Below are 20,701 nucleotides of genomic sequence, written 5' to 3'. Positions count from 1 at the left end.
CTTCTGTCCATCATTCACTTCTTTTTTTCTTTACTAGTCTTGTTAAAAAGAATCCATCCGTATCCCATTGATGTGGGAACAATTGAATTCCGTATGGTGTATGCCCTACAGAGCCTTGCATCTTCTCTGGAAGATCTTCTGCAAACGTGGGATCTACTTCAAATTCATGATGGTTATTTAAAAATTGTTTTACTGCTTCTTCATTTTCATGGCGATCAACGGTGCAAGTGCTGTATATGAGCTTCCCCTCTACTTTTAATAACGGGGCAACACTGTGCAGCAATTCATCTTGTATTTTTCTAAGTGCGAAAATATCAGATTCACTCTTATGATATTTAATATCCGGTTTCCCTCGTAACACCCCAAGTCCTGAACATGGGGCGTCAAGTAGAATTCGATCAAATGTTTTCTTATCATGAAGATCGTGCAGTTGTCTAGAATCTGCTTGCCGTGCTTCAATCGATTGTAATTGAAGAAGAGTTGCTTTGTCGTTCACAAGTTTTGCTTTCTTTTCATGTAAATCGTAAGCAATCACAGAGCCCTGGTCCTCAAGCTTCTCCGCAATGTGTGTCGTTTTACCGCCTGGAGCACTACAGGCGTCAAGTACCTTAAGACCGGGCTTAAGATCCATCATTTCCCCGACAAGCATAGAACTTTGGTCTTGGATTGTAAGAAAACCATCCGTAAACAGGCGGTCATCAATGATTCGTCCTTCTTCAATCAAGAGCCCTTGTTCAGATACGCTGCTTTTTATTGCTGTGATATGACGCTCCTTCAAGTCCGTGATTACCTCATCACGGGACATTCTTAAGGGCTGCACTCGAACAGAGATAGGAAGTCTTTTTAAGTTCTGGTGACACATCGCCTCCGTTACCTCCCAGCCGTATTGCTCGATCCAGCGGCTTACAAGCCATTCAGGATGACTGGTTTCAACGGAAATGCGTTCAGCCTTATCTTCAATTGTCGACGGGTCCTGGACACCTTTACGCTGGACATTACGAAGCACACCATTCATGAAAGAGGAAATCCCTTTATGCCCTCTCTTTTTCGAAATTTCAACCGCTTCATGGATCACCGCATGATCAGGAACTCTTTCTAAATACACCATTTGATAGACGGACATATACAGAAGCCATTTGACCCAAGGCTTTATTTTTTTCTGTTTTGCAACATAAGGCTCGATTTGAAACTCAATTTTCCGCTTGTTTTGCAACGTTCCGTAAACGATTTCGGTTAATAATGCCCCGTCCTTAGCCGGCAATCGGCGCTTATTCATTTCCTGGTCTAACAATACATGGCTGTAACCGCCTTGCTCACCAATTCTTTCAAGTAAGTTTAAAGCGGACTCTCTGAGTACAAATTTAGTCATTTTGTTCCCCCAACACCTCTCCAGCCTGAAGCGATTGTCCGGCACCATTCAAGAAAGCTTGTCCGTCCATTCGCTTTTTGCCTGCAGGCTGTACATCAGTAATTTTTACAGCCTTTTGTTCCCCTGTCTGGACGATAAAACCATCTTCTTCTAATGATAAAACTGTCCCGGGGATTGATTGTATCGACCAGTTACCTTATTCGCCCACCATACTTTCATAGGCTTGCCTTTCCAATATGTAAAAGCTACAGGCCACGGATGTAAACCACGAATATGGTCATATATAGATTGCTGATCTTGACTCCAGTCAATTAATTCTTGTTCTCTCTTAACATTTGCAGCAAAGGTGGCTTGTTCATCCACCTGCTTTTGAGGTGTAATCTCTCCACCTAAAAGGGGAGGCAGCGTTTCAAGCAACAGCCTCGCACCAGCGTCTGAAAGTTTATCATGCAACGTGCCAACGTGGTCTTCATCATCGATCGCCACACGCACTTGGGTAAGAATATCGCCCGCATCAAGCTGCTTTACCATGTACATGATGGTTACACCTGTTTCTTTTTTGCCCTGGATGATCGAGTAATGGATCGGTGCCCCGCCTCTAAGTTCTGGGAGGAGGGAAGCGTGTACATTGATACACCCATGCTCAGGCGCCGTCAGTAATGCCTCTGGCAAGATTTGACCAAAAGCTGCTGTGACGATAAGGTCCGGCTCGTACGTTAATACTTCCTCATACTCGTTTTTAATTTTTTCAGGTTGAAAAACGGGAATGCCCCATTTGTTCGCTGCTTCTTTTACAGGAGGAGGGGTGAGTGTACGTTTGCGGCCTTTCGGGCGGTCTGGTTGTGTAACAGCTAGAACGACTTCATAATTGTGTTCCACTAGCTGATCTAGCACAGGGACAGCAAAGTCTGGCGTCCCCATAAAGACAATTCTTGTCATCTTGTGTATGGCTCCTTTCCTACATGAGCTGATACGGTTGGAAATCTACCGTTATCTGCAACCCATTCTCTTGTTTCATTTCATCTTCATAATAATGAAGGATGCGTTGGACTAATTTCCGTTGCTCTGGTTCCTTCTTGTATTTTACCATGCATTGGTAACGATATCTATCATTGATACGGGTCAGCGCAGAAGGGGTTGGTCCTAAAACATCAGCTTCATCGGTTAACTTTTGCCTCATAAATTGAACGATTTTTTGTGTTACTTCCTGCACCTTTAATTGATTGGGATGAGAAATCGTAAATAACGTTAGGAAATAGTAAGGCGGATAACGAAAAGCTTTTCTCAACTTCATCTCCTCTGCAAAGAAAGCCTCATAATTATACTCGCTCGATAGTTGAATACTATAATGCTCTGGTGTATAGGTTTGGACAATCACTTCTCCCGGCAGATCGTGGCGCCCTGCCCGCCCGCTTACTTGGGTTAATAATTGAAATGTTTTTTCTGATGCACGAAAATCAGGCAAATTGAGCAATGAATCAGCTGCTAACACACCGACAAGGGTCACATTGCCAAAATCCAATCCCTTGGCGATCATCTGTGTGCCTAGTAAAACATCTGCCTGTTTCTCACCGAATTGATTTAGAAGCCGTTCGTGAGCGCCTTTCCGCCTCGTTGTATCGACATCCATTCGAATCACGCGTGCTTCAGGAATCAATTGCTGCAGTGCTTCCTCGACTTTCTGGGTCCCTGTACCGAAATAACGGATCGTCTTGCTTTCACACTCGGGACATTGATGTGGCATGGACTCCTCATGTGAGCAGTAATGACATTTCAGTCGTTCTTGCCTTCTATGATAAGTTAGAGCAATATCACAATGTGGGCATTCCTTAACATGACCACAATCACGGCACATCACAAAAGTGGCATAACCACGACGATTCAAGAACAGCACGACTTGTTCGCCTTTTGCAATCCTATCTTCTATTTTTTCTTTTAACAACCGTGAAAACATCGACCGATTGCCATCATGAAGTTCATCCCTCATATCAATCAACTCAGCCTTTGGCATCGCCGCCTCATTCATCCGTTTAGAAAGTGTGAGCAGATGGTAATTCCCTTTGACTGCACGAGCATACGTCTCAAGAGCCGGTGTTGCACTCCCAAGCATAATCGGACAGGAATGAATTTTCCCCCGTTCCACGGCCACATCTCTTGCATGGTACCTCGTTCGATCTTCCTGCTTGTAGCTTGATTCATGTTCTTCATCAATGATAATGATTCCGATATTTGTAAAAGGAGCGAAGATTGCAGATCGCGCACCAACTACAACCTGAACTTCCTTACGCTGAATTTTACGCCACTCATCATATTTTTCACCAGCTGATAAGGCACTGTGTAAGACAGCGACATTAGAACCAAAACGTCCCTTAAATCGTTCGACCATTTGGGGTGTCAAAGCTATTTCCGGCACGAGCATAATTGCCTCTCGTCCGTCATCAATCACCCGTTGAATCGATTGTAAATAAACTTCCGTCTTTCCACTCCCTGTCACACCATGCAGCAGGAACACATCATGTTCTTTTCGTTCTATCGTATCCAAGACGGGTTCTATAGCTGTTTGCTGTTCAGCAGTGAGTGGAAACGGTTGAGTTCGTTCAAAACTGCGATGACCATAAGGATCTCTGAGAACCTCCTGCTTATATTCTCGTAAAATCCCCTTCTCAATCAATGGTTTCAGTGCAGCCGCAGTTGTGTTCAACGTTGTGAGCAGCTGTTTTTTCGGAATAGACTGTTCGTACTCAAGGAAATGTTCGACAATCACCCGCTGTTTATTCGCTTGCTTGGGCAAATCCACCAGGGCCTCCTCAAGCTCGATAATATCTTTGTTGGATTCAATCATACTAGTGGTTCGTCGTGTTTCCCTGCTTTTCACTTCATAATGAACATCAATCCAGCCCTCATCAATAAACTTCCGTAATTTCTGATAGGTGACCTCAGACCGTTCAAACTCTTCGTAATCAATCACATCTCTACCTGCAAAAACAAGCGCCAGTTCCTCGGGCAGCGCTTCCTCTGTCGTCTTCCACAGCTCTTTTCGATATTTGGCTTTTAATACTTGTGGAAGCATGACTTGCAAGCACGAAATGTAAAAACTTAACGTTTGGTTTGATAACCATTTTCCGATTTGAAGCAGTTCAGTCGTCAAAATCGGTGTAATATCAAGTACATCAACGATATTCTTAATTTTGTCAAAATCACTTTTATCTGTTAGGGAGACAACATAGCCCATAATTTTCCTCGGTCCAAATGGAATGATCACCCTCACTCCAGGCTGTACAATCCCTGAAAATTGTGGTGGGATCCCATAATCAAACGGACGATTGGTATTTTGAGAGGGAACATCCACTATTACTCTTGCGATTGTCAAGAATCTTCACCGACAAGTTCCGTACTCGTCAGTTGTAAAATGTTTGCTGCCAAATCGTCCTTAGACATTAAAGGCCAATGAATGCGTTTGCCATGTTTTGTTAAATAAATCGAGGCATTTGTATCATAATTAAAGCCGGCTCCTTGTTCAGCAATGTTGTTCATTACAATGGCATCCAAGTTTTTCTTAGTCAGCTTCTGCTCACCATAATGCTCTAAATCATTTGTTTCAGCGGCAAAGCCAATTAAGTATTGATGCTCTTTTCTATCGCCAAGCTCTTGTAAAATATCACGCGTCCGCTCCATCTCAACCGTATAATCACCAGGTGACTTTTTCATTTTTTTATCAAACACCTGTTTTGGCCGGTAGTCTGCTACAGCAGCAGATTTAATGACAATATCACTATCCTTATAACGAGCAAGCACCTGTTCATACATTTCTTCTGCTGTCGTTACATCCACCCTATCCACGCCCTGTGGTGTAGGTAATGAAACGGGACCAGCGATTAAAGTAACTTCAGCTCCAAGAACTTTAGCCTGGCGAGCTAGAGCAAAGCCCATTTTGCCTGAAGAGGGGTTTGTAAAGTATCTGACGGGATCAATCTTCTCTCGGGTAGGACCTGCAGTGATCAGTACTTTCTTTCCTTTCAATAAAGTTTTTTGAGCATACTGCTGCTCAAGGAGAGAAACGATAGTCTCAGGTTCCTCAAGTCTGCCCTTTCCAACATACCCACAAGCTAAATAACCCTCACCTGGCTCAATGAAACGAAATCCCCATTGATCGAGTTGCTTTAAATTGTTCATGACCGCAGGATGACTGTACATATGTACATTCATAGCTGGCGCAATATAAACCGGTGCTTCTGTAGCTAGTAAGGTAGTCGACAACATATCATCAGCTATTCCATTTGCCAGCTTGCCAATTGTGTTGGCCGTTGCCGGTGCTAACAAAAATAGATCCGCCCAATCTGCTACATCAATATGTTGAATTTGAGTTGAATCATGTTCTTTGAATGTATCTCTGTACACAGGTTGACGTGATAGGGCTTGAAATGTGGTGGAACCAACGAAATTCAAAGCACTCTCCGTCATAATCACTTTAACCTCAGCTCCAGCCTGTACAAGCTTGCTTGTTAAGCCTACTGCCTTATAAGCAGCAATCCCACCAGAAACACCCAGTACAATCTTTTTCCCTTGCAGCATGTTCACCATTCCCTTTCATCAAAAATAAGGAAAAAGCCGCGCTCATTTCACCTGGTCAGCGCGGCTTCGTTAGAATTTATAGTGTTTCGGTTCTGGATTGAATCACGTCAGAATGTGTATAACTGAGCTTTCCTAATTGAATTTCTTCGAGAGCTACGCCTACCTTTTGACTTGAAGTCGGTTTATCAACCATTGGTGCACTTCCTTGCTTCAACTCACGTGCACGTCGTGCGGAGAGTGTGACAAGTGTATATTTTGATTTAATCTTCTCTTGCAATGAATCAATCGATGGTTCAAGCATCATGTTTGATCAGCCTCCAGTGCTTTTTTATATTGGTGGGAAACACGTTCCCGCTTGCAATGCTCACTAGCTACGATGGATTGAATTTTATCGACAGCGTGATCGACCTGGTCATTAACGACAACATAGTCGTAAGCGTCCATCATGTCGATTTCTTCTTTGGCAGCTAGAAGTCTGTTCCTTACCTTGTCCTCCGTCTCTGTCCCCCGACTGACGATCCGGTCCTTAAGTTCTTCTAGTGAAGGCGGAATCAAAAAGATAAACACACCTTGAGGGAAATTCTCCCGTACCTTAAGGGCCCCTTGTACCTCAATTTCCAAAAAAACATCGTTTCCTTCATTCAACGTTTGTTCAACGTATTGCTTAGGTGTGCCGTAATAATTCCCGACATACTCTGCGTGCTCAATTAATTGTCTGTCATTGATCAGTTTTTCAAATTCTGCTCTCGATTTGAAAAAATAATCAATGCCGTCCACTTCGCCTTCTCTCGGATCTCTCGTTGTCATTGATATCGAGTAACGTAACTCAGTGGATTGCTCAAATAACGCTTTTCTTACCGTTCCTTTCCCAACACCAGAAGGCCCAGAAAGAATGAATAATATCCCTTTTTCATCTATCACGAATGGAACCTCCTAATTATCCTCTGACATCTCATCATTACTAAGCACACGCTGTCCGACTGTTTCCGGCTGCACAGCTGAAAGTACCACATGATCACTATCCGTAATAATCACGGCCCGCGTTCTTCTGCCGTATGTAGCATCTACTAATTTATTATTATCTCTTGCCACCGTAATAATACGTTTAATCGGTGCAGATTCAGGTGAAACGATTGATATGATACGGTTGGCGGATACAACATTACCAAATCCGATATTAATTAACTTTAAGCTCAACAACGGTTCCTCCTTCTAAGAAACAGATCTATATCTATTATATGAAAAAATGATAGCAAATCTCAATCTTTATTCAATATTTTGTAACTGTTCTTTCATCTTCTCTACTTCACTCTTCAAAGCAACGACCCCGTTTGATAGCTGACTGTCATTTGATTTTGACCCAATGGTATTAATCTCCCGGTGCATTTCCTGCACGATGAAATCCAGTGTACGACCGATTGAGCCTGATTTTTGCAGTGTTTTGTCAAACTGATCTATGTGGGAATACAATCGTGTAACCTCTTCGGTTATATCGCCTTTTTCAGCAAGCATAGCGACTTCTTGAAGGACTCTTGTCTCTTCTGGGTCAATCTCCTCCCGCACAAAGGTCTCTATTCTAGTGAAGATCTTATCTTTATATTCATTCATCACAACAGGTCTGCGCTCCTCGATATCAGCCACAATACCTTTAACGACAGCAAGTCTGTTTATTAGATCCTCACCAAGTCGTAACCCTTCCTGGCTTCTCATCTCAACCAAGTCATCTATAGAGTGATTCAAGGCCTCAAGAATAGCTTCCTTCATATCATCACTCGTATGATCCCGTTCCTCTACGGTAAAAATACCGTCTAACCTTGTTACCATATCAATTGAAATTTCTCCAGTCAACCTATATTGCTCTTTGATGCTATTCAACTTGTTTATGTATTGGTCTAAAAGTAAATCATCCGCTTCAAGACGTTTATCAACCAGGTTCTCACCTTCGACTGTAAGATATACGTCAATCCGTCCGCGGTGAAGCTTATCTTTTATTTGACGCTTGATCGCTTCTTCAAGAAATAAGAAACTGCGTGGGATCTTAGGAGAAATATCTAAGAACCGATGATTGACACCCCTTAGTTCAATTGTCAGTCTTGCATGATCTGCTTCTACGGTCCGTTGTCCATAACCTGTCATACTTTTTACCACTCATTATCACATCCACGTTGCATTTTTTACTAGCCCTTTTAGTTTATCAAAACTTCCTATCCTGAAGCGAATTTTACAGCTCTAACAGATGAGTTCTTACAGAAGGTGACGATCTTTATCGACGTTCTCATTCGTCAACTTTTTGAACACACACTTAGAGATTATATATCGAAACATGCTATACTTGGACAAATAGAGAGGTGATGTGCGATGTCATTTGACGGCATTGTAACCCGGGCGATCACTCACGAAATAAATGAAGAAGTGAAAACCGGCAGAATCGTAAAAATTTATCAACCAACAGACACAGAACTGGTATTTACAATTAGAAAGAACCGAACCAATCATACGCTTTTGTTATCCGCTCATCCGAGCTACGCGCGTTTTCATTTAACAAACGATCAATACCACAACCCTAAAGAACCACCGATGTTGTGTATGCTGCTCAGAAAGCATCTTGTCGGCGGATTTCTTGAGGAAGTTGAGCAAGTAAGCATGGAGCGAATCGTCAAGTTCCATGTCAGGTCCAGAAACGAAATTGGCGATGAAACCATGAAGACATTAATTATTGAAGTGATGGGAAAGCACTCAAACATCTTACTTGTCGATACAGATGAAGGGCATATTTTAGACAGTATTAAACACCTGCCCCCTTCTCAAAACCGTTATCGTACAGTCATGCCAGGACAGCCTTATAAGCTGCCGCCGGAGCAAGGGAAAACCAACCCTGTTGAACTTGACGCTGATCAATTGGTTAAAAAACTTGATTTCAATTCAGGGAAAATGGATAAACAAATCCTTAACACGGTCATGGGATTTTCACCTGTTATTACAAAAGAAATTGTTCACCGTGCCCATTTAGGAGGAACGGAAACCTATAAGGAGGCCTACTCTGGCATACGAGAGCAAATCGTTGCAAACAACTATCAGCCAGTCATTTATCAAGGTGATCGCGAACAGTTCTATGTTCTGCCGCTTACTTATCTACAGGAAGAAGGGAAAGCATTCCAAACGGTAAGTGACATGCTCGATCGTTATTATTCCGGAAAAGCCGAACGTGACCGTGTTAAACAACGAGCGGGCGACCTTTATAAATTTTTAAAAAGTGAACGGGAAAAAAATAAACGCAAAATTAAAAAGCACGAATCGACACTTAAGAAATCAGAATCAGCTGGCGATTATCAACGAACGGGTGAGCTGCTCACCGCCCATATGCACATGGTGAAGCAGGGAGATGAAACCGTCACAGTCGTTGATTATTATGATCCAGATCAAGGTGAGCGAACCATTGAGCTCAATCCGAACAAAACACCCAGCGAGAATGCCCAAAGCTATTTTCAAACCTATCAGAAGTTGAAGAAATCGAAACAAGTTGTGCAAAAGGAAATTGTAAAAGCTGAAGACGAAATTGACTACTTTGACCGTCTTATTCAGCAAGTGGAATCAGCAAGAGAAGAAGACATTGAAGAGATTAGAGAAGAATTAAGAGAACAAGGCTATATGAAGAAAAGAAAATCTGCTAAGAAGCAGAAAAATAAACCAGAAAAACCCAAACCAGAACACTATACAGCAAGCAACGGAACATCCATTTACGTTGGCAGAAACAATAAGCAAAATGAGTATTTAACCAATCGTATAGCCAATAAAAAAGATACATGGCTGCACGCCAAAGACATACCTGGCTCCCATGTCGTTATTCAGGATGAAGCACCGACAGAAGATGTATTGTTTGAAGCGGCTCAGCTTGCAGCCTATTTTAGCAAGTTCAGTCAATCCTCATCTGTCCCGGTTGATTATACGCTCATCAGACATGTAAAAAAACCTTCGGGTGCAAAGCCCGGGTATGTCACCTACGACAATCAGCAAACATTATATGTAACTCCCGATGTTGACATCGTCCGGAAAATGAAAAAGTAATATCAAAAAGCCGCTTCTGAGTCAAAGAAGCGGCTTTCTATTTTTCGCTACAAGATGTGCATGATGACACCCCACCTGACACGGTACATGACACGGTATGGATCCTCGAAAAACCCCGGCCTGAAGCGGTTCAACAAATGGAAATGCAGGCGGAAGCAAAGGAGAAAAAACGTTTATAAAAAGAATTGAAAAAATACAGACACAGAAATCCAACATCGGCACCAAATAAAGGTCGCTTTTTTAGACCAGAAACGACACCAACCTGCTCCCTTATTTCGATTATAAAAGTAGACCAACCGAAATGAGGATGAATGAAAGATGAATATAGAAGCTGTTCGAAACCTTCAATCGTTTCCAAATACGAAAGAACTGAACCTACGCGTGCGCGGATTCTTATTCCACCACAAACCAAAACTTTCAGAAGGTACCCTTGCCGTCTTACGTTACATTTGGCGACATTCTGTAAAATATCCAGGAGTTTCCTTCGCAAAAGTAGAAACCATTCAGAACAAAACGAATAAAAGCCGGAGCACCGTAATCCGGGCGATCAATTGCTTAGTAAACAAACAGCTGCTCACACGCGTGCCCACCGTCCGTCCAAACGGGAAACGTGGAGTCAACATCCTTGTATTTCGGGCAGATGCGGAAGAGCGTTTACCAGAGAATGAAATCAAAGGTGAAGCCGCCGCAGCCCCTCAGGCCCCTGCTCATAAAGATGTTTCAAGTTCCCCTGCGGATAATCCTTTGAGGAAAGCAGAGGAGAAGCAAAGCGAAACTCATTCAGAGAAAAATGCACCCGTAATGAACACTGAATATTTACCTTCTTACATACCTGAAACCTTTATTGAAGTCGCTCGTCCATTTTCATCACCGAAGGAAGTTTTATCTGCCTGGCAAAGCGTACAGCGAGCTTATTCTAAAGTGAATTTAAAACAACCAGTTGATATGTACATAGAACGGATTAATAAAACCTTCAAACAAGCTGTATTCGCAAAGCACCATCGCCTTATCAGGAAAACCTTCCTTGGCTATTTTTATGGAAGCCTAAAGGAAACCTTCACCCAAATAGTTCGAGAAGAGGTCATGGCCGACCCTTCAAACCTTTATTATGATTGGTTAAATGAAGATGCTTAATTTTTTAGCTCCATTTATTGAAAATTATTGAGCTAAATTCTGTACATAACACACTTTAACGCTCTTAGGTGACAAGACTCCCACCTCGGTGATGTGAAGAGTATAGCCCAATAAGCAGGTGGGGGATGAATCGCTGTTTTTACTTGTTTGAGTGGTATGATATTCCTGTACAGATGCTCTTTGAAAACTGAGGATGTGAGGTTGTGACAGAAACTCGTATGTCACGTAAAATCTTTAGCGTTCTATCGCCACACACATTCCGAAGTTGCGAAAACCAAGCTAAAGTAGGGTATGCGGCGAGTCTAATGTACTAAGTTGTTGCTTTTAACTTAGGGGACAAGGGTAGTGCTTGCTAAATAACTCTATTTCATCGCTAAATCGAGTTTGCAAATATGCCGTCGTAAAACTATATCAAATTAAGTTAAAATCCATGATAACCCAAATCTCTCCAAATATTTTGTGCCGCTTCCTTTGTTTTTTCTAAAATAATTATTTCCCGTTCTTTTGAGTAATCATTAATAGGAATACTTACTCCTAAAGCAGCGACTGTTTTGCCAGTATAATCATAAATTGGGTAAGAAAATCCTATAGTGTCTTTAAAATGTTCAGCCCGGCTAAAAGAGTAACCTCTATTTCTTATATTTTGGATTTCCTCTTTTAAATCATCGATGTTATCAATTGTATTATTAGTAATTTTCTTGATTTCCAGGTTGCTCAAATACTCTTCTAAAGAAGGGTCATCCATACTTGCCAGTAATAACTTTGGTGCAGAACCAGCATAAAGCGGAGATCTTCTGCCTACTTTTACAACTAGACGAACAGGTTTCGTACTATCTATTTTTTCTACATAAACAGCTTCGTCACCTTCCAATACAACCATGTGTACTAATTCATTTAATTCCTCATTTAATTTTTTTATATGCGGAAATGCTACCTTTCTATACTCTAATTGTTCCTGAACGCGATTCCCTATTTCTAATAACTTCAGTCCCAAACGATATTTAACATCATGACTAGTATTCCTTACTTTAACTAAAAGTCCACCTTCTTCTAACGAAGATACAAGGCGGAAAACTGTAGTTTTGGGCATTTTTGATAAATCACTTAATTCTATTAAAGTTAATTCAGATTTAGTGGTAAAACAATCTAATAACTTTATTGCTTTCAATACACTTTGACTCATAGTAACAACCCCTCATCAACGAACTCGAATAAGCTTCCTATGCTTTTCTCTATAATAATATACTACATTCTTTCCTTTATAATAATCAAAATTCTTTATCGACTTTTCCATAGGTACCTCTTTCTGGTTTTTGCTGTGACAGAAATCCTTTGTTCAAATTCTTTCATGTATAAGTGTGTTTTCAGAAAGTTGACGAATGAGAACGTCGACACGAGCACGTCCTGTGCGTCGCAAGAAGTTCGAGGCGCGACCCCGAGGAAGAAACGACCAAGTCTCGGCTCTCGCCCACGGTAAGCGAGTCGTTTCCTAGCCACCTTTCTCTTTTTTATAACGAACACCCACCAAGAGAGCACAGAAATCATACGGCCATTTCACACATAACAAAAATCCCAAATAAATTCCTTATAGACATGAACAAGCACTTTTTCAGCTGCCTCCTGTTATGACGGGAATCTTTAGTTCTTTAATCCCAGCCATTCAGGTCCTGGATACTTCCAAGATACACTTTCTTTAAAAGCATGAGTGACCTTTTTGAGTTCTACGTTCATTTAAACGCTCCTCCCTTTCTTTAGCATTGATCTGATCTCCGTTCACTATCGTTTCCAACTCCTCACCATTAATGGCCTTCACTAGGTTTTCTACTATAGTTACAGATGTCGCTTTGGCCGCTTCCAAACTGATACCACCTATGTGCGGAGTTAGGATTATTTCTTCTAAGTCAAAAAATGGATGACCAACTGGTGGAGGTTCATTACTAAAAACATCAATTCCGGCGCGAAGAATTTTCCTGTTTCTCAATGCCTCAACTAAATCATTCTCATTAATAATCCCTCCACGTGCCGTATTAATTAACACAGCAGAGTATTTCATAACATCAAAATAAGTTCGATCAATTAATTCTTTCGTATGGTCATTTAATGGGATATGTAAACTGATCACATCACTTTCGCGGAAAACTTCTTTCATTGATGTCGTCAGTTTGACATCAATTGAATCGGCAAGCTTTTTCCTCTCTTCATATATATTCCGGACATAGACTATGACCTCCATATCAAACCCGTACCTCATGATTTTAGCTACCTTCTGAGCAATCGATCCAAAACCGATTAGACCCATTTTTTTGTTATAAAGCTCCCTTGTATATTTTCCATCACGGTAACCAAAGTTTCCTTGTTTTGTCTCTTTATGAAACATAGGAATGTTCTTCATGGTCGCAAGAATCAAACTGGCTGCGTGTTCTGCTGTCGCCTGACTATTGATTTTCGGTGCATGAAGAACACGTATCCCTTTTTTTGTAGCATAAGCAACATCGATATTATCGAGACCAACTCCTGCTCCAGAAATAACAATAGAATCCTGACATGCATCTAGAATTGCTGAGGTGATTTTTGCCGGTGCACGCAGAATGATGCCATCTACAGCATTGTTCTTTAAAAACTCAATAATTTCCTGTTCATTGAACTCATTAAATTTCGTAACATGTGCTAGATCATTCAATAATTCCTCTCCATCTGTATGATACATAGGGAGAATTTGTAATATATGTAGACCTCTCAATTGAGACCCCTCCTGTTAAAATGATTTAGAAAAAGCCGGTAATTTGTAATTTACCGGCAATCGTCTTTATTGGAGGTATTCTATGATGGTAGAAATACCTTGTCCCCCACCAATGCATAGAGTCACAAGTCCATATTTCTCTCCTCTTCGTTCCATTTCATGCAGCAGTTTCGTCATGAGCACAGCACCTGTAGCACCGATAGGATGACCTAGTGCGATCGCTCCTCCGTTCACATTCACTCGATTTATATCCATGTTTGCTTCTCTAATAACTGATAACGCTTGAGCAGCAAAAGCTTCATTCAACTCGATCAAACCAATATCATCAATTGATAATCCACATTGTTTTAACGCTTTAAATGTAGAGCCAACTGGACCGATGCCCATAATATCAGGCGACACACCACTCACAGCTTGTGCTATGATTTTCGCTTTCGGCTTTAATCCGTACTGATTCGCTTTCTCTTCATTCATCATGAGTACGGCAGCGGCTCCATCATTCCTGCCACTTGCATTTCCCGGAGTAACCGTACCTTCTTTTTTGAAGACGGCCGGTAACTTGCTCAACTGTTCGATTGTAGAAAGACGCGGATGTTCATCAGTATTAAATGGAATGATCTTTTTCCGCTCTTTTACATCGAACGTAACAATTTCATCTTTAAATCGACCTTCTTTTATAGCCTGATCTGCGAGCTCCTGACTTCGACGAGCAAATTCATCCTGTTCCTCACGTGATATATTATATTTTTCCGCTAAATTTTCAGCTGTGTACCCCATTGTTAAGTTTCCATATGTTTCAACCGGCTGTGAGCAAGGTTGACTTTCTGTATTCGGGTCAAGCAAAAGTCCGTTGCCAGCTTGGAGTCCATAACGTGCATTTCGAATATAATACGGCGCAGTGCTCATACTCTCCGCTCCACCAGCAACAACAACGTCAGACAATCCTAATTTAATTTGCATATCTGCATTGTTGATCGTTTGTAAACCTGAACCACATTGCCTATGAACGGTATATCCCGTAACGTCTACAGGCAGATCTGCCCGTAATGCAGCGAGTCTTGCCAAGTTGGAGGTATCTGCACTTTGCTTCGCCTGTCCCAAAATAACCTCATCTACTTTAGTGTCTGTATTCGACCGTTCCAATACCTCTCGTATTACTTTCTCTGCCAGATGATCCACAGGGACATCTTTCAAAGCGCCCCCCATTTTTCCGATAGCCGTTCTAACTGATCCAACGATATATGACTCTTCCATATTCCTCACCCCTTTTTCGCTAGTTCGCGAGTTAATTCTCCTGCAATAATATTTCGTTGTATTTCTGATGTTCCTTCATAAATTTTTGTGATTCTTGCATCACGAAAATAGCGTTCGATAGGATAATCTTTCATATATCCAATTCCACCATGGATTTGAACCGCAAGATCAGCTACTTTATTGTAAACTTCAGACCCGAATAATTTTGCGATCGCGGCTTCCTTAACAACTCTCTTATTCTGATCAGACATCCAAGCTACCCGGAACGTTAACGAACGTAATGCCTCGATTTGCATGCTAACATCTGCTAACATATGCTGGATCGCTTGTATTTCAATAATCGGATTTCCGAATTGTTCGCGTTCACTGGCGTAGGATAAGGAGTGTTCTAGTAACTTTTCACAAGACCCAAGGTTACGTGCTGCAAGACCGGCACGCCCGTTTGCTAGTATCTTCAGTGCATTTATATATCCTCTTCCCTCTTCACCCAAAACATTTTCGGCCGGGACTTCCATATCCTCAAAAAACAACTCTGCAGAATGTGAACCTCTTAAGCCCATCTTCGGTTCAACATTACCAAGCTTGAACCCAGGAAAATCCTTTTCAACAATGAATGAGGTGATTCCTTTCGCGCCTTTAGAACTGTCTGTCACGGCCATTACAGTAAAAATATTCCCATCAACTGCATTCGTAATGTAGTGTTTTGATCCATTTAGTATATATTTGTCACCTTTTTTAACAGCAGTGGTCTTTAAGTTCGCCGCATTAGACCCTGCACTCGGCTCAGTCAACGCGAAAGCTCCAATCCATTCACCAGTCGCCATTTTCGGTAAGTACTTCTGCTTTTGTTCTTCATTTCCGAGCTCAACAATTCCAACTGTCCCAATTCCTGTATGTGCTCCAATCAATGTTGTGTAGCCATTGTGTGTCTTACCAAGTTCTTCATAAATCGCACATTTCCCAACCATATCAAGGTCTAAGCCGCCATATTTTTCGGGGATACTCAAACTGAACAACCCCATTTCCTTGGATTGTTCGAGAATTTTTTCAGGAATTTGGTCATTCTCCTCGATTTCCATTGCAACTGGTTCCACTTCGTCCCTCACAAACTTTCGTACATTTGAACGTAGAAATTCAATATCCTCGGAAAAATTAAAATCCATTTCGTCATCTCCTTTTATTTGCTTTGAAATTCGGCCTTCCTTTTTTCAATGAAAGCGCTCGTGCCTTCCTCTTTATCTTCGGTGCCAAAGACTACGGCTTGTGATAGTTTTTCAATCCACATTGCGGTACCTTCATCGATATCATATCCTTTATGTACTGCAAATTTAGCCAATTGAATAGCAACAGGTCCTTTTTTCAAAATATCACTTGCCACCGATTCAGCTTTCTGTATAAGCTCATCTTCTGAAACGAAATAGGTGACCAGTCCAATACGTTCCGCTTCCTCCCCAGCAATAATTTTTCCAGTTAAAATCATGTCAAGTGCTCGACCTTTTCCGATAATACGAGAAAGCCGTTGCGTTCCACCGGCACCCGGAATGATGCCTAGGTTCAATTCCGGTAACCCGAACTTGGCATTTTTTGTTGCAATACGAATATCACATGCTAATGCAAGTTCACAACCACCGCCGAGTGCGTATCCACTGACAGCTGCGATCGTAACCTTCTTAGAGTTCTCAATTTTGGTATAAAGGCTTTGCATTCCCGGAATTAAAGCTTCAAGAGGCTTCCTGGATTTTAATTGTTTAATGTCTGCACCCGCAGCGAATGATTTGCTACCAGCCCCTTGAACAATGACAACCTTTACATCATCATTCTCTTCGGCTTCAGCAAAGGCTGTATCTATTTCCTGAAGCATTGTTGAATCAAGAGCATTCCGGGCTTCTGGACGATTTAAGGTTATCCAGAAGATTCCGTCTTTAATCTCCACACTTAGAGCTTCATACTGTTTCATTGATGGCCTCCTGATTATATTCATAGAAACCACTGCCACTTTTCTTACCGAGGCGTCCTGCTTTTACATATTTAACTAACAAAGGACAAGGTCGGTATTTTTCGCCTAAGGTTTTATACAAATATTCCATATTTCGAAGCCGTGTATCCAACCCTACGAGATCAGCAAGTTCAAGGGGTCCCATTGGATGGTTTAAACCGAGTTTCATTGCCTGATCTATATCCTCTGCGCTCGATACCCCTTCCATAAGCATGTTCATAGCTTCATTGCCAATCAAACAGTTCATCCGGGATGTAACAAAACCAGGAAATTCATTTACTTCAACTGCTTGTTTTTTCATCTGAGTTGCAACTTCCTTTACAATTCCAACTGTTTCATCAGAAGTTTCCAATCCACGAATGACTTCGATTAGCTTCATTTTGTGGACGGGATTGAAAAAATGCATGGCAACGACTTTATCAGGACGAGAGGTTTGTGCAGCAATTTCAGTTGGACTCATGGTTGATGTATTTGTCGCTAATATCGTATCTTCTCCGCATATTTGATCTAGCTTCTTAAAGATTCCGATTTTAAGACCCATCTTCTCAAGTACCGCTTCAATGACCAGCTGCGAATCCCTTGCTGCTATTTCAAGATCCGTTTCAAAGTGTAAGTTTTCTTTGGCAATAAAGTACATTTCTTCTTTCAAAAACCCTTTTTCAAAACTTCCGTCAATTAATTGGTTAATATCATCTTTTGCTTTATTGAGGATTTCTTCATTCAAATCATTCAGAATAACTTTGTAACCTGATATAGCACAGGCGTAGGCAATCCCCTTCCCCATGACTCCCGAACCAACTATTGCCACTTGTCTCATCAATACATCTCCTTAATTTCTTCCATTTCATTTGTAAGTAAATTTTTTCTGAGTTTCCTTTGAAAAAGGAAAACCAAGACTAAAATAACGATCCCGGCTATATCGGTATAAAAGCCAGGTACGATCATTAAAATTGAACCACCAAACAGGATCACTCGCTCATACCAGAACGCATGACGTAGCAACCAACCTTCTGCTGCACAAGCGATTCCAATAATTCCAATGATAGCTGAAATGACAGAGGTAATAATTTGTAATGCGCCCCCTATCAGTAAAAGAGTCTCTCCATATACAAATAAGTAAGGAACAATGTAAGCAGCAAGACCCAAGCGAACAGCTGTTAGACCTGTTTTCATCGGTTCGGACCCCGCTATTCCAGCTGCAGCAAAGGCTGCAAGTGCTACTGGAGGGGTGATCGCTGATAATGCTGCAAAGTAAAAAACAAACATGTGAGCAGCAATAGGGGCAACACCTAGTTCTATTAAAGCAGGTATGGTTAAAGGTACTTGTACAATATAAGCAGCAACAGTAGGAAGGCCCATTCCAAGTACGATACTAGTGATCATGGTGAAAATGAGCGTAATAAGCAGGATTCCACCAGATAGATCAATAATGATACTGCTGAACTTCAATCCGATTCCTGTCAGTCCAATAATTCCGATAATCATGCCTGCAGCAGCGCAAGCAATGGCCGTTTCTAGTGAAGCCTTCGCCCCAAGGTCCAGCGCTTTTATGATGGTGCCAAAAGAAAGACGCGTCACTTTCGTTAATGCTGCGATAATAATTGTGGCAACGATGGCATAAAGCCCTGCTTTCATCGGAGAACTACCGCCCACAAGCATGACTACGATTACAATGAGTGGAACAAAAAACAAAAATCCTTTTTTCAAGACCTCCCAAAAATTCGGTACGTCTTTTTTATCTAAACCGACAAGCCCAATTCGTTTGGCCCTCAAGTCTACCTGGATGAACAAACATAAGTAGTAAAGTACTGCAGGTATAATCGCCGCAATAGCAACTTCCATATAAGGAATACCTAGATACGTAGAAATAATAAATGCGGATGCCCCATAATCGGCGGCATAATTTGTCCACCCGTTGAGGCTACGGATTCAACAGCACCTGCAAAATGTTTTTTATAACCTGTTTTCTTCATTAGTGGAATCGTGAATGCGCCAGTGGTTACTGTATTGGCTACAGCGCTGCCAGAAATCGTTCCAAGAATGGAACTAGCAACAATTGCAGTTTTGGCTGGACCGCCACGATATTTCCCCATTCCAGCTACAGATAAGTCAATAAAGAATTGACCAGCACCAGAAACCTCCAAAAATTTCCCGAACAGGATAAAAAGGAAGATAAAAGTTGCTGACACCCCTAGTGGAGTACTGAATACTCCCGTAGCTGTATAGAACAAATGATCAATAATCCACATCGTTGAAAATTCCCGATGGGCTAACACACCTGTGAATAAATGTCCCCATATCCCATAAATAAGGAATGCCACAATGATAATGACAAGCGTGTTGCCAATCACTCTTCGAGTAGCCTCAATTAACACAATTCCTGCCACTATGCCGATTGCTATTTCAAACCCTGTCAATTGTTCAATGTAGCTCATTCTTGAGGAAATTTCCCGGGCATTGAAAACGAAATAAGAGTAAGAACCCACAGAAAGCAGAATCAATAACCAATCATACCAAGGAATCTTTTTAGATTTAGAAGCCTTTTTACTAGGCTGGTGAATAGCAAAAACAAGAACTAACGCAAAGCCTAAATGGGCCGATCTTTGCAAAATTGATTCGAAAACACCAAACAGTGCTGTATATAAATGGAAAAGTGACATTAAAATTGCCATAATTGAAATAAATGTGGCAACTGCACCCATTATGGGGCGCAGTTTATTATTTGGTACACCATCATCGTCAAATCCTTCCGCATGTTGTTCGATTTCATCTGGATCAACATGTTCTTTCTTTTTCATAATTTCACTCTCCTCGTATAGACCGGAAGAAGTCCAACTTACTCCATTGCTCCAACTTCTTTGTAGTACCTTTTTGCACCTGGATGCATTTTGCCTACGTTATTCTCAACGGAATATTCCGCATCAAAATCTTCCATAACATTGGAAATATTTGTCCACTCATCTTTATTTTCCACCATCATTTTTGTTAACTTGTAAACGTCATCTTCAGTCATCAAATCATTATTCGCTAGTAAAACTGTATATCCAGCTACTGTACTCACATCTTCTTTAATATTGGGGTAGGTACCACCCTCTATGGTGTATGGTAAGTAACCTTCATTCTTTTCGTGAAGTTTTTCAACAATTTCCCCTTCAAGTGGAATTAAGCGAATTCCTAGCGTTGTATCAAGCTCCTGGAAAGTTGAAACAGGCGCGGCAAGCATTCCCGTTATGGCGTCGATATGACCATCACGCAATAAGCTAGCCCCATCAGCGGTCCCGATATATTCGATGCCCCCAAGGTCGTCATAAGACATACCTGATAGTTTCAAAATATCCTTAAATGCAAGTTCCCCGCTGTACCCTTTAATTCCAGGGCTTACTGTTTTCCCTTTCAAATCTTCTACAGAATAAATATCAGAATCTGCACGTACTGCAATGTGGAACACATTTGGATAAAGCGTTGCAATTGTACTGACATTATTAATTTCCTCTTCGAATGCACCAGTACCATTCATTGCCTCTGGAACAGTCTGGCCGTTACTGAATCCTATATGGAATGTACCCTGACC

At 41.4% G+C, this 20,701-nt stretch carries 18 protein-coding genes and 1 pseudogene; 2 read left to right on the top strand and 17 right to left on the bottom strand.

Annotated features, from left to right (window positions below; genetic code table 11):
- Positions 1-10: 10 nt before the first annotated feature.
- The 8 genes and pseudogenes from rsmB to MUO14_RS22740 all read right to left on the bottom strand — a co-directional run bounded on the left by rsmB (position 11) and on the right by MUO14_RS22740 (position 8,077).
- The gene (rsmB, locus tag MUO14_RS22775; RefSeq protein ID WP_244752776.1) at positions 11-1,369 is read right to left on the bottom strand and encodes a 16S rRNA (cytosine(967)-C(5))-methyltransferase RsmB; all 1,359 of its coding nucleotides are present in this window, start codon (positions 1,367-1,369) and stop codon (positions 11-13) included.
- Positions 1,362-2,308 (bottom strand): annotated as a pseudogene (fmt, locus tag MUO14_RS22770) (methionyl-tRNA formyltransferase). Before fmt ends, rsmB begins: the two are co-directional and overlap by 8 nt.
- A 19-nt stretch (positions 2,309-2,327) precedes the next feature.
- A complete protein-coding gene (gene priA / locus MUO14_RS22765; protein WP_244752775.1) occupies positions 2,328-4,739 on the bottom strand; it encodes a primosomal protein N' in 2,412 nt (803 codons plus the stop codon).
- A complete protein-coding gene (gene coaBC, locus MUO14_RS22760; RefSeq protein ID WP_244752774.1) occupies positions 4,736-5,941 on the bottom strand; it encodes a bifunctional phosphopantothenoylcysteine decarboxylase/phosphopantothenate--cysteine ligase CoaBC in 1,206 nt (401 codons plus the stop codon). The genes priA and coaBC overlap by 4 nt, the downstream gene beginning before the upstream one ends.
- A gap of 76 nt (positions 5,942-6,017) precedes the next feature.
- Entirely contained in the window at positions 6,018-6,245 is a 228-nt protein-coding gene (rpoZ, locus tag MUO14_RS22755) for a DNA-directed RNA polymerase subunit omega (protein ID WP_244752773.1), read from the bottom strand.
- The gene (gene gmk, locus MUO14_RS22750; protein ID WP_244752772.1) at positions 6,242-6,862 is read right to left on the bottom strand and encodes a guanylate kinase; all 621 of its coding nucleotides are present in this window, start codon (positions 6,860-6,862) and stop codon (positions 6,242-6,244) included. The genes rpoZ and gmk overlap by 4 nt, the downstream gene beginning before the upstream one ends.
- Positions 6,863-6,874: 12 nt before the next feature.
- Positions 6,875-7,138 (bottom strand): extracellular matrix/biofilm regulator RemA, encoded by a 264-nt coding sequence (gene remA, locus MUO14_RS22745; RefSeq protein WP_244752771.1) that lies wholly within the window; start codon positions 7,136-7,138, stop codon positions 6,875-6,877.
- A gap of 69 nt (positions 7,139-7,207) precedes the next feature.
- Entirely contained in the window at positions 7,208-8,077 is an 870-nt protein-coding gene (locus MUO14_RS22740) for a YicC/YloC family endoribonuclease (RefSeq protein WP_244752770.1), read from the bottom strand.
- Positions 8,078-8,299: 222 nt separating this feature from the next.
- Here MUO14_RS22740 and MUO14_RS22735 point away from each other — a divergent pair, with 222 nt between their 5' ends.
- Both MUO14_RS22735 and MUO14_RS22730 read left to right on the top strand, forming a co-directional pair.
- Positions 8,300-10,006 carry an Rqc2 family fibronectin-binding protein gene (locus tag MUO14_RS22735; RefSeq protein ID WP_244752769.1) on the top strand — a complete coding sequence of 569 codons (1,707 nt, stop codon included), beginning with the start codon at positions 8,300-8,302 and terminating at the stop codon, positions 10,004-10,006.
- Between the two features lie 318 nt (positions 10,007-10,324).
- A complete protein-coding gene (locus MUO14_RS22730; RefSeq protein WP_244752768.1) occupies positions 10,325-11,140 on the top strand; it encodes a helix-turn-helix domain-containing protein in 816 nt (271 codons plus the stop codon).
- A gap of 421 nt (positions 11,141-11,561) precedes the next feature.
- Here the strand turns inward: MUO14_RS22730 and MUO14_RS22725 are convergent, their stop codons facing one another.
- From MUO14_RS22725 to MUO14_RS22690, 9 genes are all read right to left on the bottom strand, one after another.
- Positions 11,562-12,323, bottom strand: a complete 762-nt coding sequence (locus MUO14_RS22725; RefSeq protein ID WP_244752767.1) for an IclR family transcriptional regulator — start codon at positions 12,321-12,323, stop codon at positions 11,562-11,564.
- A gap of 510 nt (positions 12,324-12,833) precedes the next feature.
- Entirely contained in the window at positions 12,834-13,880 is a 1,047-nt protein-coding gene (locus MUO14_RS22720) for a hydroxyacid dehydrogenase (RefSeq protein WP_244752766.1), read from the bottom strand.
- Between the two features lie 66 nt (positions 13,881-13,946).
- Positions 13,947-15,134, bottom strand: coding sequence for a thiolase family protein (locus tag MUO14_RS22715; RefSeq protein ID WP_244752765.1), 1,188 nt, complete (start codon positions 15,132-15,134; stop codon positions 13,947-13,949).
- Between the two features lie 5 nt (positions 15,135-15,139).
- On the bottom strand, positions 15,140-16,297 hold the full coding sequence (locus MUO14_RS22710) for an acyl-CoA dehydrogenase family protein (RefSeq protein ID WP_244752764.1): 1,158 nt from the start codon (positions 16,295-16,297) through the stop codon (positions 15,140-15,142).
- A gap of 14 nt (positions 16,298-16,311) precedes the next feature.
- A complete protein-coding gene (locus tag MUO14_RS22705; RefSeq protein WP_244752763.1) occupies positions 16,312-17,091 on the bottom strand; it encodes an enoyl-CoA hydratase/isomerase family protein in 780 nt (259 codons plus the stop codon).
- Positions 17,078-17,947: a 3-hydroxyacyl-CoA dehydrogenase NAD-binding domain-containing protein gene (locus MUO14_RS22700; protein WP_244752762.1), complete on the bottom strand. Its 870-nt coding sequence runs from the start codon at positions 17,945-17,947 to the stop codon at positions 17,078-17,080. The genes MUO14_RS22705 and MUO14_RS22700 overlap by 14 nt, the downstream gene beginning before the upstream one ends.
- A complete protein-coding gene (locus tag MUO14_RS24940) occupies positions 17,947-18,972 on the bottom strand; it encodes a TRAP transporter permease (protein ID WP_396265771.1) in 1,026 nt (341 codons plus the stop codon). Before MUO14_RS24940 ends, MUO14_RS22700 begins: the two co-directional genes overlap by 1 nt.
- Before the next feature lie 11 nt (positions 18,973-18,983).
- A complete protein-coding gene (locus MUO14_RS24935; RefSeq protein WP_396265770.1) occupies positions 18,984-19,928 on the bottom strand; it encodes a TRAP transporter permease in 945 nt (314 codons plus the stop codon).
- 38 nt (positions 19,929-19,966) lie between these two features.
- Positions 19,967-20,683: a TAXI family TRAP transporter solute-binding subunit gene (locus MUO14_RS22690; protein ID WP_244755732.1), complete on the bottom strand. Its 717-nt coding sequence runs from the start codon at positions 20,681-20,683 to the stop codon at positions 19,967-19,969.
- Between the last annotated feature and the right edge of the window lie 18 nt (positions 20,684-20,701).

This window comes from Halobacillus shinanisalinarum, assembly GCF_022919835.1.
In the GTDB taxonomy this organism is placed as follows: Bacteria; Bacillota; Bacilli; order Bacillales; family Halobacillaceae; genus Halobacillus_A; species Halobacillus_A shinanisalinarum.
This window is presented reverse-complemented; position numbering and strand designations above follow the sequence as displayed.

Bases quoted from the DNA above. Each gene is read 5' to 3' on its own strand.
- rsmB (WP_244752776.1), bottom strand. From the start codon at position 1,369: ATGACTAAATTTGTACTCAGAGAGTCCGCTTTAAACTTACTTGAAAGA.
- coaBC (WP_244752774.1), bottom strand. From the start codon at position 5,941: ATGCTGCAAGGGAAAAAGATTGTACTGGGTGTTTCTGGTGGGATTGCT.
- rpoZ (WP_244752773.1), bottom strand. From the start codon at position 6,245: ATGATGCTTGAACCATCGATTGATTCATTGCAAGAGAAGATTAAATCA.
- MUO14_RS22740 (WP_244752770.1), bottom strand. From the start codon at position 8,077: ATGACAGGTTATGGACAACGGACCGTAGAAGCAGATCATGCAAGACTG.
- MUO14_RS22735 (WP_244752769.1), top strand. From the start codon at position 8,300: ATGTCATTTGACGGCATTGTAACCCGGGCGATCACTCACGAAATAAAT.
- MUO14_RS22730 (WP_244752768.1), top strand. From the start codon at position 10,325: ATGAATATAGAAGCTGTTCGAAACCTTCAATCGTTTCCAAATACGAAA.
- MUO14_RS22725 (WP_244752767.1), bottom strand. From the start codon at position 12,323: ATGAGTCAAAGTGTATTGAAAGCAATAAAGTTATTAGATTGTTTTACC.
- MUO14_RS22715 (WP_244752765.1), bottom strand. From the start codon at position 15,134: ATGGAAGAGTCATATATCGTTGGATCAGTTAGAACGGCTATCGGAAAA.
- MUO14_RS22710 (WP_244752764.1), bottom strand. From the start codon at position 16,297: ATGGATTTTAATTTTTCCGAGGATATTGAATTTCTACGTTCAAATGTA.
- MUO14_RS22705 (WP_244752763.1), bottom strand. From the start codon at position 17,091: ATGAAACAGTATGAAGCTCTAAGTGTGGAGATTAAAGACGGAATCTTC.
- MUO14_RS22700 (WP_244752762.1), bottom strand. From the start codon at position 17,947: ATGAGACAAGTGGCAATAGTTGGTTCGGGAGTCATGGGGAAGGGGATT.
- MUO14_RS24940 (WP_396265771.1), bottom strand. From the start codon at position 18,972: ATGGAAGTTGCTATTGCGGCGATTATACCTGCAGTACTTTACTACTTA.
- MUO14_RS24935 (WP_396265770.1), bottom strand. From the start codon at position 19,928: ATGAAAAAGAAAGAACATGTTGATCCAGATGAAATCGAACAACATGCG.